The sequence below is a fragment of the bacterium genome (assembly GCA_040755755.1).
Taxonomy (GTDB): domain Bacteria; phylum SZUA-182; class SZUA-182; order DTGQ01; family DTGQ01; genus DTGQ01.
In genome coordinates this window covers 19,217-32,361 of sequence record JBFLZW010000050.1, presented here as the reverse complement: position 1 = coordinate 32,361, position 13,145 = coordinate 19,217, and the positions used below count along the sequence as shown (strand labels likewise).

Below are 13,145 nucleotides of genomic sequence, written 5' to 3'. Positions count from 1 at the left end.
CGCTGTAAAAGCGGATTCATCTTTTTCTCCTCCCCGGCAAATGGAGGGTGGGGCTTTTTGCCCCACCACATATCACTTACTTCCTGTTTACAGTTCCCTCCATGCAGCTCCATAGGCTATCGCTGCCTGGATATCCTCTTCGGTCAGTTGAGGATATTGAACAATGATCTCCTCAACGCTCATTCCGCCATCCAGGAGATCAAGGACCAGGGAAACCGATATTCGGGTATCGGCAATGTATGGCTTATCCATACAGGACTTATCAACGCTGGGTTTAGCGGGGCATACATCAGGTTTATCGGAAATGTGGTGCAAAATCTGGTTCATTTCTTTTCCTCCTTTATATCCCTTCGTTCTCTATCCCTATACCTTCCCTGAACCAAAACTATATCTGATGAAGTACCTTGACGCTGCTGAATAAGCGGCCGTTGATGGACCGCAGATTCACCAGACAGGTATCTCCATCCTTTAAAGCCACCGACGCCGTCTGCATACTCTGAACTTGCCCGAAACGGGTTTCTAACCGCCAGGTGAATTCGTGCCTTCCTGCATTCACCCGCTTTCGTAGCACTTGTATATTGTTCGGCAACAACAGCCAGTTTCTCAGGTCAGCATTTTCACTCAGCATATTATAAAGGCTCGTAGCGACAAAGGCCAGATTATTGGCATTATTATTTTGCACCTGCCTGCTGATGGCTGTCTTGCTGATGACCCTGGCAAGCTGGCGGGTGATAATGATCGGCAGTTGCTCCTCAAGGGACTTGACGGCCAGCCCATCGATGCCTATCACCTGGCTGGTAGTTCCCAAAGGCTTGCCGGAATCAATGGCCTGAATCAGAAGCGTACTGCCAGAATTAGCACTTTGCCGGGCATAGGCTGGCAGAGCGATACTGACCAGCGTTCTATTGACCGGCAGGGTAATCTTGATCTGCTGCTTCTGAGAGACGAATCCGGCCCCATAGAAGAGAATAACCTCTGCCCCGGAACCTGCTGAACCTGCCTGCTCCTCTTTGGCCAGGTCCCTGAAACGGCTCGACCATTCAGCATATTCATCCCGGAACCCCAATTTTTGAGAAAGGCGAAGGAGATCAGACTGAACAGCGGTAAAATGAGGACTGAGCTGATATGCTTTCTGGTAATCGATATAGGCATCGTTATCCTCTCCGTTCAGCTCATAGATGATCCCGGAAAGGTAATAGGTGAAAGCGTTCTGAAAGGAGCTCATGGTCGATCCGCTCAGGGTTTCCATCTCATCCTGAAGCTTTCGCACCGCCGGGTAATCGCTGACATCAATCCCTTTATCATTCCTCCACTTCCGGTATTCGCTGATTTCCTTATTGTGCCGCTCAAGCTCTTTTGTCTGCCGCAGGTCCGCCTGCCGGACCTCCACCCGTGCTTCCTGCGGATTTCCCAGGAAGAGGTAATTCAGTGCCTGATATGTATTGACCATGACCCTTTCAAAAGGATAGCCGTAGTAGGGAATGGCATTGTCATTCAAAGGAAGGGTAAGAAGCTGGCTGGCTACGCTTCTGGCGCTGACAACAGCCCGGTCTTCATAATCTCTGATCAGAGAGAGTGCCTGATTGAAAGAGGAAATGCTGCCCTGATAATCCCCCTGAATGTGCCGGATCATTCCCTGCTCCATGAGGTTGAGAACCTGGCTGTTACCGGAACGGGTCCCGGATTCAACCGCCCGCAGGGCCTGATCGAAATTCCCTCCGGCAAGCAACTGCTTTTTTTCCTGAACCAGTTCAGGATAGGAAACCAGACCGAAATAGGCGCATCCGCCTGCCAGGAGGCAGAGGGAAAGGAAAATGACCAAGGGGAATGATGGGGATTTGTGAGGCCAGGTGCTCATTGATTGCTCTCGGATTTTTTATAAAACCTTTGACACTTGATTGTTCAAACGACAATCTCCATCACCTTATCAGTCTCTTATAAATTTAATTCTTCAATGCCAACAGATAAACATCCCTCTACGGCTTCATAGAGATTTTCCAGTAATTCTTCAAAAGTATCCCCTTGAGTAGCACAACCTGGTATCGAAGGGACTTCAGCCCACTACCCTCCTTCCTCTGCCTTATGAACTATTATCTTAATCTTCATATTCTCTCCTCACCTACCTCATCACCCAATGGTCAGTGTGAATAGCCGGGCTCAGGGCACACAGATTCCGGGCCGCAGCCACGATACCGGCCGCGTTCAGCCCAAGTTCCTGGATGAGGGCGCTCTTTGGCCCGAAGGCGGTAAATTGCTCAGGGATACCGATGCGGTGAACATGGGTTGACCACAATGCCTCCTGCTCCAGTACCTCCAGAACGGCGCTGCCAAATCCTCCCGGCAGCACATTTTCCTCGATGGTGACGATCCTGCCGGTACGCCGGGCTGCCTGAATAATCAACTGCCGGTCCAGAGGCTTCACAAAGCGGGCATTGATAACCTGGGCTGTAATCCCTTCCCTGGCCAGTTGCTCCGAGGCAGCCAGAGCAATGTTTGCCATACTTCCAATGGCCAAAAGGGTAATATCTTCTCCTTCCTGCAGTACCTCTCCTTCACCGGCCGGAATGAGCCGGAGCAGGTTTTCCAGCTTAACGCCGAACCCGTTTCCCCGGGGATAGCGGATAGCGACCGGACAGTCCTGGAAGGTGGCGGTATAGAGCATGTGCTGCAATTCGTCTTCATCCTTGGGTGCCATCAGGATCAGGTTGGGCATGGTGCGCAGATACGACAGGTCGAAGTTTCCCTGATGCGTAGGGCCGTCTTCGCCAACCAGCCCGGCCCGGTCGATGGCGAAGATAACCGGCAGATTTTGCAGGCAGACATCGTGAAGTATCTGATCGTATGCCCGCTGCAGAAAGGTCGAGTAAATCGCTACCACCGGACGAAGCCCCTGACAGGCCATTCCGGCAGCCAGAGTCACGGCATGCTGCTCGGCAATGCCCACATCGAAGAACCGTCCGGGGAATATTCTGGCAAAGCGGTCCAGTCCGGTTCCTTCGGGCATGGCTGCCGTAATGCCCACGATCCTGGGGTTCTGCCGGGCAATTTTGATCATGGTTTGAGAAAAGACCTGGGTGTAGCTTGGCAGGTTCTGGTTTGTTTGCAGCTTGAAATTTCCCGATTCGATCACGAATGGAGATGCGCTATGGTATGCTGACGGCTTCATTTCTGCCGGGGTATATCCCCTGCCCTTCTTGGTCAAAATGTGGAGAAGAACAGGCCGCTGGAATTTTTTAATAGCCTGGAGGGTATCGATCAGGGTATTGATATTATGGCCGGGAATAGGGCCGATATATTTAAAACCCAGTTCCTCGAACATAACGCCGGGAACTACCAGGGACTTGATAGCCTCGTCCAGGCGGCCGGCCATTTTAACCATATGCTCTCCAACCTGGGGAATGGACCGGAGCACCGTTTCGATATCCCGCTTCATTCTGTTATAGCGTTGTCCGCTGATAATCCGGTTCAGGTAGGTGGAGAAGGCCCCTACGTTGGGTGAGATGGACATTTTATTGTCGTTCAGAATGACCAGGAGGTCTTTTTTCAGATCACCGGCATGGTTCATGGCCTCGAAGGCCATTCCGCCGGTTAATGACCCATCTCCGATAACGGCAATGACTTTATAGTCTTTTCCCTGAATGTCCCTGGCAACGCACATTCCCAGGGCTGCAGAGATTGACGTGCTGCTGTGGCCGGTATCGAAGGCGTCATGAACGCTTTCACCCCGCTTGGGAAAACCGCTCAAGCCCCCGTATTGGCGAAGCGCAGGGAAGCGGTCCCGCCGTCCTGTCAGGATTTTATGGGCATAACACTGGTGGCCGACATCCCAGATGATCTTGTCATCCGGAGAGTGAAACACCCGGTGCAGGGCAATGGTCAATTCCACCACGCCCAGACTGGCCGCCAGATGTCCGCCGTTGCGGGAAACCGTGTCGATAATCAGATGGCGGATCTCGTCGGCTAATTCATAAAGATCGCTCCTGTCGAGCGATCGTACATCATCCGGGCCATTGATTCTTGATAGTACCGGCTCCATGGAGTGTAGGTCCTTTTGATTTATCAGTGTACTCTCTAAAACCGGCGGCCAACGACAAACTCGGCCAGGGCCCGCAAAGCATCGGCCCGGCTATCGAGCTTCTCCAGGGCCCGAACAGCCAGCGTGTAATGCTGGCGGGCGAGAATTTTGGACTCCTCCAATCCCGAAACCGCCGGGAAGGTGGCTTTTTGAGCTGACCGGTCACTTCCCACTGATTTGCCCAATATCTCCGGCTGCCCTTCAACGTTCAGAATGTCATCCACAATCTGGAAGGCCAGGCCAATATGACGGCCATAACAGGTAAAGCTTTCCATCATCTCCGGCGAGGCTTCCGCCACCAGGCCGCCCACCCGCACGGATGCCAGGAGCATGGCCCCCGTTTTATGGTGATGCATGTCCTCAACCTGGGCAAGCGTGGCCGCCTGCCCCTCAAGCTCAACATCCATAACCTGGCCGCCGATCATTCCTTCCGTCCCGGCAGCCCTGGCTATTTCCTGAATAATCCGCACGGCAGTGTGGGGAGAGACACCGGAGGATGGATCCGGAGCTGGAGCACTCATCAGGATAAACGCCTGGGTGAGCAGGGCGTCACCGGCCAAAATAGCCATAGCTTCTCCGAAAACCTTGTGATTTGTCGGCTGTCCCCGCCGGAAATCATCATTGTCCATAGCAGGCAGATCATCATGAATGAGCGAATAGGTATGAATCAGCTCAAGGGCACAGGCAAAGGGGAGTGCCGCTTCGATCTTTCCCCCTGCCGCCTCGGTTGCGGCCAGCGTCAGAACAGGCCGGATCCTTTTACTCCTGGCCATGAGGCTGTAGTGCATCGCCTTATGGATGGTGGCAGGCAGAAAATCCTCCGGCGGGATGGCCTTCTTCAGCCAGTCCTCGACCACTGCCTTTTTTTCTGTGAGATATGCTTGAATGTCCAAGGAAAAGCCCATAACCACAGAGGTAGAGAGGTTGTTACTCTGTGCTTTTCTCTGTGCCTCTGTGCCTCTGTGTCTCTGTGGTGTCCTTATGTATTTTTCGTCTCTTCACCCTTCAGCAGCTTATACTCGATGCTGTCAACCAGGGCCTGCCAACTGGCCTCGATGATATTTTCCGACACCCCTACGGTTCCCCATTTCATGTTTTCATCCGCCGACTCCATCAACACCCTGGTCTTGGCCGCTGTTCCCTCCTTATTGTTGAGGATCCGGACCTTGAAGTCGATCAGCTTTACCTCTTTCAGGCAGGGATAAAAACCGGCCAAAGCCTCCCGGAAAGCCGTATCAAGGGCATTGACCGGGCCATCGCCCATGGCTGCCGTATACTTTACCTCTCCGTTGACCTTGACGCGAATGGTGGCTTCAGTAATGGGCACTTTGTCCCCTTCCCGTTTTTCCACGATAACCCGAAAGCCCACCAGATCAAAGAAGGTCCGGTGAGTCCCAAGGGCCTTCTTGATCAGCAATTCAAAAGAGCCTTCGGCAGCTTCGAACTGAAAGCCAAGGTTTTCCAATTCCTTGAGCTTCTTCAGTATGGCACCGGTTTCCGGCGTATCCTTGCTGAGATCGACACCGAATTCCCCGGCCTTGTACAGCAGGTTGCTCTTTCCGGAAAGCTCGGATACCAGAACCCGCTGCTGATTGCCTATCAGTCCCGGATCAATATGCTCATAGGTCAGGGGATTTTTCCGGATGGCACTGACATGAATACCCGCTTTATGAGCAAAAGCGGAATCTCCCACATAGGGCTGATTCCACCAGGGATTGAGATTGGCAATTTCATTGACAAAACGGGATACCTCAAAAAGGCCTTTCAACTGCTCATCGGAGAGGCAGTTTTTCCGGAGCTTCAATTTAATGCCCGGAATGATCGAGCACAAGTTGGCATTCCCGCACCTCTCGCCGATGCCGTTGATCGTCCCCTGAACGTGGTTTATTCCAAGTTGGATAGCCATGAGACTGTTGGCCACGGCTGTTTCTGAATCATTATGGGCATGGATCCCCAAAGGAGTGGTGATGACTTTCCTGACCGCTTCAAGGACCGGCTGAATCTCGAACGGGAGCATTCCGCCGTTGGTATCGCACAGGACAATGCAGTCAGCTCCTGCATCCTGAGCTGCCTGAAGGGCTTTTACGGCATATTCAGGATTGTGCTTATATCCGTCAAAGAAGTGCTCGGCATCGAAGAGAACCTCGTCACAATACTTTTTGAGATAGGCTATCGATTCAGCGATCAAGTCCAGATTCTGCTCCAGGGGGATATTGAGCGCATCGGTGACGTGAAGGTCCCAGCTCTTTCCGAAAATAGTGATCGCCTTTGTCCCGGCCCTGACGAGAGCGGCCAGATTGGGGTCTTTGTCCACCGGATACCAGGGACTGCGGGTGCTGCCGAAAGCGGTGATTATCGCCTGCCGGATGGGAACTTTCTGTATTTCTTCAAAGAAGAGGATGTCCTTGGGATTTGAACCCGGCCACCCTCCCTCGATATAGTGGATGCCAAACTCATCCAGCTTCCGGGCGATCCGGATCTTGTCCTCCACCAGAAAGGAAACCCCTTCGGCCTGGGCTCCGTCCCGCAGCGTGGTATCGTAGATTTGAACAAATTCTTTCATGTCTTTTCTGTCTTTCTCTTTACCTATGGATACCTTTCTTCAGTCAGCCAGGCAGCATATTTGAGTGCCTGACAGATATCATCCACTTCAAGGTACGGGTAGGCATCGATTATATCCTCAAAGCTTATGCCATTGGCTACCAGGTTGACGATCAGGGAGACGGTAATGCGCATTCCCCGGATGCACGCCCGGCCACCCATCACATTGGGATCGAAGGTAATCCGGTCAAAGCCTAACAAAGGAGATACCTTCTGTACTTTTAATATGGAATTATTGCCTAATGGACTTGGCTGTATCAGGTGCAGCAGGGATAACTTCAACTCTTTGCCGCCTCCTGAGCACTCAACCCAAAGGCCTCATGCAATATCCGGACACTCAGCTCACTGAATTTCTCATCGATGACACAGGAGATGGCAATCTCGGAGGTGGAAATCATGAGAATATTAATACCCACTCCCGCTAACGAACTGAACATGGTGGAGGCAACGCCGGTATGGCTTCGCATGCCGAGACCGACAACCGAAATTTTGGCAATCTTCGGATCGCTCTTGATATCCTCGATTCCCAGATCATCAGCGATTTTTTTAATTGTCTCTACCGCCTTGCCGGCTTCCACCTTGGGAACCGTAAAAGAGATATCGGTCTTTCCCTGTTCGCTGATGTTTTGAATAATCATGTCCACCATGATATTAGCCCTGGAAACTTCCGAAAAAATCCTGGCCGCAATTCCCGGCTTATCCGGCACCCCGGTAATAGTGATTTTAGCTTCATTTTTGCTGCAGGTTACACCTCTGACTAACACGCTTTCCATTTCCGCATCCTCCCCTGTGACCAGGGTTCCTTCCTGATTGTTAAAACTTGACCGTACATGTATGGCAACACCAAACTTCTTGGCAAATTCTACCGATCTGGTCTGTAAAACCTTGGCTCCAAGCCCGGCAAGCTCCAGCATTTCATCATATGAAATTCTGGGAATTTTGGCAGCTTCCGGAACGATATTGGGATCGGCAGTAAATACGCCATCGACATCAGTATAGATTTCACAAACATCCGCTTTCAAACTGGCCGCCAAAGCGACTCCTGACAAGTCTGAGCCACCCCGGCCCAGGGTAGTGATTTCACCCTGATCATCACAGCCCTGGAATCCGGCGACGATGATAATTTTTCCATCTTCCAGCTCTTTCAATATCTTTTCCGTCTCGATGGATAGAATCTTGGCCCTGGTATGCTCCCGATTGGTCAGTATCCTGGCCTGATGGCCGGTCAGGGATTTGGCCTCGTATCCCAGCTCATGAATGGCTATGGCCAATAAAGCCATCGAAGCCTGCTCTCCTGTGGCCATAAGCATATCCAGCTCTCTTTCCCGTGGATATTCCGAAATTTTCAGAGCCATGTTAATCAGGCGGTCCGTTTCCCCGCTCATGGCCGACACGACCACAACCACCAGGTTCCCCTGCATGCGGGTTTCCACCACCCTTTTGGCCACCGCCCGTATCCTCTCAATACTACCCACTGATGTGCCACCGTATTTTTGAACTACCAGCGCCATCTCCTATTCACTCCTCTGCAAGAAAAATTCCATCAGCTTATGCCCTTCGGGGAAAAATATCCCCGATGATCGGGCATCATGTTCGTTAAATTTTCTTTTCCGTTTAGTTACCTTATCGGCTTCTCCCTGTCCATTCGAAGGGAAAATAGCCACCGGAACCGGCTCCCTGGTATGCGTTCGAACAGAAACAGGAGTCAGATGATCCGGCAGGGTCATGATCCGGAATGAAGAGAACTGAGATATTTTATCGAGAATGGTTCCCACCACCAGCCGGTCGAAGTCTTCGACAGCCTGAATCTTGGCTTTCAGATCTCCATTGTGCCCCGCCTCGTCAGGAGCCTCTACATGTACATAGACAAAGTCGTGATCCTGAAGGGCACAAAGAGCATAATCGGCCTTGCCGACATAGTTGGTATCCAGATAGCCGGTCGCGCCCGGAACCTCGATGACTTCGAGGCTTAAGGTTCTGCCGATTCCCTTCAGGAGATCGACCGCGGAGATAATCGCTCCGCTGATTCCATATTTTTCCTGAAACGAAGGCAATTGAGGTCTCCGGCCCTGCCCCCACAGCCAGATGGAAGTGACCGGGAGCCTGCCTGCGGCTGCCCGCTGCCGGTTGATCGGATGATCCTTCAGCAGGCTCTGGGAGCGGCTCATCAAATCCAGCAATTGTTCGGCACCTTCTCCGCGGGGAAGATGAGGGGCAATGGGCTGACCGGAAATGTCATGAGGAGGAGTGCAGAGCATCTGGTCCCGGCCATTGCGGTAAACCAGAAGATGCCGGTAACTGGTGCCGCAGAAGAATTGAAATTCCGCTGATCCCAAATGAGCATCCAGCTCCTGAATAAGCGGTCTGGCCTCTTCGGTGGAAATATGACCGGCACTGAAATCCTTCATCCTGCCATCCTCAAGGGTAACGAAGTTGCAGCGGAATGCTACATCGGAAGGTGCCAGATCCACTCCGATGCTGGCCGCCTCGAAGGGAGCCCGGCCGGTATAGTATAGCCGGGGATCATAACCCAGGATGGAAAGATTAGCCACATCACTTCCCGGAGGCAGGGATTCAGGAGTAGTCTGCGCCTGACCTAAAATCCCGTGCTGAGCAATAAAATCCATATTCGGCGTGTGGGCACATTCAAGGACGGTCTGGCCCCTGAGCTTCGGAATCGGATAATCAGCCATTCCATCCCCCAGCAAAATCAAATACTTGGTCTGATCAACTTTCCTGGCAGCTTTCGTCATGGTGTGTTTTTACCCTGCCTTGTTTTTACCCTTGACAATGTATTGAGGATTATAGTATTTGAAAACCAATTAAATCATACGGCCTGCGGATTGTCAATATCCTGCACAGGCCGGAAAATATCAGATTGAAAATTCAGGAGCCAGGAAGGAGCTATGAACTTTACTTTCGATTGCGGTGGTCGATATCTTATTATGTTCAAACCTCGTTTGCCGCTTTTCCGGAGCAGTGCATCAGGTACGAATCCTATGATTTTTTTCTGAAAATGGCTGCCGGTTATCCAGCTTTTGTCGTCAAGGCAAAGGAAGGACAAACGGTCGGATTCGGGCTCCTTCATGCCCATAATCCCCATCCCACTTTTTCCCATGCGGCGGAAGTATCATAATTCATTCTGCCTCCTGCGGAAAAGGCATCGGCACTGCCCTGCTCAGGCGGCTTCTCGATGAAGGAAAGAGTCAAGGGATCAGGACGGTACTGGCGAATATATCATCTCTGAATGAGGCAAGCATCCGCTTCCATCAGAAGCACGGCTTTGTCGAGTGCGGACGATTTAAAGCTGTCTGCCGGAAAAACGGGCAATTCTTCGACACCGTGTGGATGCAAAAGATGCTGTAAGTGCCTGGTAAAGGCACAAAAGCACGAAGGGGCAAAGTTGGAGTGCCTCTGTGCCTTTGCCCCTGGTTTGTGCCTACCTGTCTTACCCGTGAGCGAATTGGTTAATAGCTTTCCTGTAATACCGCTTCCAGAAACATTACCGAATTATCTGAGCTGTCTGACATAGTTAATTGAACCTTGAGAGTGCCATATTCAGGATTGATCCACCGGTATTCTTCTCCTGAAATGGTTCCTTCCTGTGAAGTCTCACATACCTTCCATGCTGGATATCTGATATTGCCGACAGTTATATATTCCCTGGTCAATACGGTAAACCTGCCTTGCTGCGAGGAGGAAGCATAATCATACGTTGCTCCAATCTCATAGGTCTTGAAACCGGCATGGACCGGCTTATCTTCCCAGATTACCTTTGTCGGGTCCTGGGAATCGGAGTTGCCTAGCCGGTATTCGCCGCCATCAAGCTCTGTCATGAGGGAATAATTTGAAATGTCGGCGGAAAGGTTGGTTTTTATATTGATAATATGATAGGATACTTCGTACTTGAATATATCATACCCATTGTATTCCTGCGGAGCTTGACCGTCGTAGCTGGAATATACCCCTGTTATGCTCCCTTTTATTGGCTGTTTTACTGGAATCCCGTTATTATCGACCTGAATATACGAGGTGGGCAGTATTTCAAGCTGCTGATAATGGGGTTGATGCCGCATGCTGGCGTCATTGCTGAGTGTATCTAGCGTCCCCCGTGTTTCGATAGGTTCAATGGCAGCAGTGCCTGACTTGATTTCTTCACCTTCACCGCCACCGCCACCGCCACAACTGACAAGCAATAATCCCAAGCTGATAGTTACCACCACCAGACTGACTATTTTAAGCCTTTCCACTGTAACCCTCCTATGATGAGATTTTTATCAACTTACTTTCCGGTATCCATTCATAGGTCGGATTACTGTAATAATAATACTGACTAATTTTACCAAAGAAGTGAAACAGCGAGGGTTTTAGCGGTGTGATTAGATGGCTGGAAGCACATGTTATCTCTTCCTTATCGATAAAAGGGAAATGGGGTACATCTGGGGGGTGACATCAGGGCATAAGGATGAAGTCATTATCAATCCTCATCCCGAGACAAGAGAACACGGGGAACATCCGGGTGCCGGGTCCCCGGCCTTCCAGGAATCTGGACAGCAGGCCCCTCACGAGGTAGAATAGTTCCATGACTGAATCAGGGATCATACTTTTCCATAAACCAAAGGCCGTGGTTGTCTCCCGTCGGGATGAGCTGGGGCGAAAGACGATCTACGATATTTTGCCGGACTGGGTAGGCCGGGACGGATGGGTGCCGGTTGGCCGTCTTGACCGCGATACGCGCGGATTGCTGCTCCTGGTTAAGAACGGGCGACTGGTGGAGCGGCTGGGACGGCCCGGCGGGCTGAAAAAAACCTATGAAGTATGGGTGCGCGGTCAGGTTACGGAAGGCCACCTTAAGGCAATCCGCACAGGGGTTCCCTCGCCGGTGGGGATATTGCGATGTACGGAAGTCGAGATTCTGGGCAGGACAGGCCCCAAAACGCATCTTCGACTAGTCCTTGACGAAGGGAAAAACCGCCATATTCGCCGGCTCTTTGGAGCCCTGATGGACGAGCGGTATGGCACGGCTTTGAAGGTCCTCGACTTGAAGCGCATCCGGTTTGGCCCCATACACCTGGATGTGACTTCCGGGCAGTGGCGTTTTCTCTCTCAGGATGAGCAAAAAAGCCTGATCAGGGAAGGGAACAGGTCAAAACCGCATGAGGATAGCTGACGGATTCATCTGAAGTCTCGGCGAGGGGGAAAAACGATGCCCTTGTGAGCCCTCGCCCCCTCATTCGTGCGTCGAACTGTATGCGGTAGCCGGGAGCCGGACGACGAAGGAGGTTCCTTCTCCCGGATTGCTGAAAAAATTGATCTCGCCGTTATGGTCGGAGATAATCGTCCGGGCAATGGAAAGCCCGAGGCCGGTTCCCTTCTCGACCGACTTGATGCTGAAGAAGGGGTCAAAGATCCGGGATTTAATGCTCTCATCGATACCGATCCCGTTATCGATAACCCAAACGCGGATATTTCTATTTTCATCGTCTGCCTCGCAGCGGACGGAAATTTTCTTCTGGCAATGCCCATTCCGGGCATCGAGGGCGTCCCGGGCATTGGAAATAAGGTTGACAAACACCTGCTGTAATTTTGTCCTGTTTCCCAGGACAGGAGGCAGATTGGTAGGCAGGTCCTCTTCCAGCTCAATGCCCCGGCTTCTCAGTTGATGGCGGAAAAGCGAAATGGCATCTTCCAGAGGATCATGAATGTTGATAAGCTCCAGGGTAGCATCGGACTGCCGGGAAAAGGCGCGAAGGTTTTCGATGATCTGCTGCATCCGCTCACACTGCTCATCCAGTTTCCGTAAATAGGGCCTGGCCGGGCTGTCTTCGCCAAGCTCTCTCTCGGCCAGGTACCCGAAGCCCATAATACCGCACAGGGGCTGCCGCAGCTCATGGCAAACGCTGGCAGCCAGCTCTCCCATAGCTGACAGTTTGGCTGTCTGCACAAGCTGTCCTTCAATCCGCTTGATTTCCTCGGTCCTTTTTTGGACCATATATTCCAGACTATCCGTGTATTCCCTGATCGTCTGGCGCATCTCGATTTTTTGGGAAGCCCGCTTGATAGCTAACAGCAGCAGGTTTATTTCACAGGGTTTGGGAATAAAATCAGAAGCATCGAGCCGGATGGCGTCGATCGCCAGATCCATGGTCGCATATCCGGAAATGACCACAACCTCATGGTTGGGATGGGTCTTTTTAATCCAGCGGATAAACTCAAAGCCATCCATGCCGGAAGGAAATTTGATGTCGGTAATAATGACAAACGGATCCTGCTCCTCGGTGAGGATCTGTAATCCTTCTTTTGGACTTGCAGCCGTAATGACGGTAAAACCGTGCGCCTCGAGGAGGCTCTGATACGTTTTTTGGATCGAATCGTTATCATCAACCAATAAAATCTTATACATCCATTACCCCCCTGCGCAAGACAAAACTCAATTAAATATTCCTGGAATGAGGTCAAAAAGAGAAAT

Annotated in this window: 14 protein-coding genes and 1 pseudogene; 3 read left to right on the top strand and 12 right to left on the bottom strand. The window is 51.5% G+C overall.

Annotated elements, in window-relative coordinates:
* Positions 1-87: 87 nt before the first annotated feature.
* From AB1611_15285 to AB1611_15240, 10 genes and pseudogenes are all read right to left on the bottom strand, one after another.
* Complete coding sequence (locus AB1611_15285) at positions 88-327, bottom strand: DUF433 domain-containing protein (protein ID MEW6380955.1); 240 nt, start codon at positions 325-327, stop codon at positions 88-90.
* A 58-nt stretch (positions 328-385) separates the two neighbouring features.
* Positions 386-1,858, bottom strand: coding sequence for a hypothetical protein (locus AB1611_15280; GenBank protein MEW6380954.1), 1,473 nt, complete (start codon positions 1,856-1,858; stop codon positions 386-388).
* Positions 1,859-1,935: 77 nt separating this feature from the next.
* A pseudogene (locus AB1611_15275) lies at positions 1,936-2,106 on the bottom strand (type II toxin-antitoxin system HicB family antitoxin).
* A 13-nt stretch (positions 2,107-2,119) separates the two neighbouring features.
* Positions 2,120-4,036, bottom strand: coding sequence for a 1-deoxy-D-xylulose-5-phosphate synthase (dxs, locus tag AB1611_15270; protein ID MEW6380953.1), 1,917 nt, complete (start codon positions 4,034-4,036; stop codon positions 2,120-2,122).
* A 35-nt stretch (positions 4,037-4,071) separates the two neighbouring features.
* Complete coding sequence (locus tag AB1611_15265) at positions 4,072-4,968, bottom strand: polyprenyl synthetase family protein (protein ID MEW6380952.1); 897 nt, start codon at positions 4,966-4,968, stop codon at positions 4,072-4,074.
* Positions 4,969-5,054: 86 nt separating this feature from the next.
* Entirely contained in the window at positions 5,055-6,638 is a 1,584-nt protein-coding gene (cimA, locus tag AB1611_15260; protein MEW6380951.1) for a citramalate synthase, read from the bottom strand.
* A 23-nt stretch (positions 6,639-6,661) separates the two neighbouring features.
* Positions 6,662-6,877: a DUF433 domain-containing protein gene (locus tag AB1611_15255; GenBank protein MEW6380950.1), complete on the bottom strand. Its 216-nt coding sequence runs from the start codon at positions 6,875-6,877 to the stop codon at positions 6,662-6,664.
* A gap of 77 nt (positions 6,878-6,954) precedes the next feature.
* Positions 6,955-8,187 (bottom strand): aspartate kinase, encoded by a 1,233-nt coding sequence (locus AB1611_15250; GenBank protein MEW6380949.1) that lies wholly within the window; start codon positions 8,185-8,187, stop codon positions 6,955-6,957.
* A 3-nt stretch (positions 8,188-8,190) separates the two neighbouring features.
* Entirely contained in the window at positions 8,191-9,429 is a 1,239-nt protein-coding gene (locus AB1611_15245; protein ID MEW6380948.1) for a cofactor-independent phosphoglycerate mutase, read from the bottom strand.
* 74 nt (positions 9,430-9,503) lie between these two features.
* Entirely contained in the window at positions 9,504-9,794 is a 291-nt protein-coding gene (locus AB1611_15240; protein ID MEW6380947.1) for a hypothetical protein, read from the bottom strand.
* An 11-nt stretch (positions 9,795-9,805) separates the two neighbouring features.
* Here AB1611_15240 and AB1611_15235 point away from each other — a divergent pair, with 11 nt between their 5' ends.
* Positions 9,806-10,042, top strand: a complete 237-nt coding sequence (locus AB1611_15235) for an N-acetyltransferase family protein (GenBank protein ID MEW6380946.1) — start codon at positions 9,806-9,808, stop codon at positions 10,040-10,042.
* 101 nt (positions 10,043-10,143) lie between these two features.
* Here AB1611_15235 and AB1611_15230 read toward each other — a convergent pair whose 3' ends face one another.
* Positions 10,144-10,926, bottom strand: a complete 783-nt coding sequence (locus AB1611_15230) for a hypothetical protein (GenBank protein ID MEW6380945.1) — start codon at positions 10,924-10,926, stop codon at positions 10,144-10,146.
* A 133-nt stretch (positions 10,927-11,059) separates the two neighbouring features.
* Between AB1611_15230 and AB1611_15225 the strand changes: the two genes are divergently transcribed.
* A complete protein-coding gene (locus tag AB1611_15225) occupies positions 11,060-11,254 on the top strand; it encodes a hypothetical protein (GenBank protein MEW6380944.1) in 195 nt (64 codons plus the stop codon).
* Between the two features lie 4 nt (positions 11,255-11,258).
* Complete coding sequence (locus AB1611_15220) at positions 11,259-11,846, top strand: pseudouridine synthase (protein ID MEW6380943.1); 588 nt, start codon at positions 11,259-11,261, stop codon at positions 11,844-11,846.
* A 60-nt stretch (positions 11,847-11,906) separates the two neighbouring features.
* Here the strand turns inward: AB1611_15220 and AB1611_15215 are convergent, their stop codons facing one another.
* Positions 11,907-13,079 carry an ATP-binding protein gene (locus AB1611_15215; GenBank protein ID MEW6380942.1) on the bottom strand — a complete coding sequence of 391 codons (1,173 nt, stop codon included), beginning with the start codon at positions 13,077-13,079 and terminating at the stop codon, positions 11,907-11,909.
* Positions 13,080-13,145 lie beyond the last annotated feature (66 nt).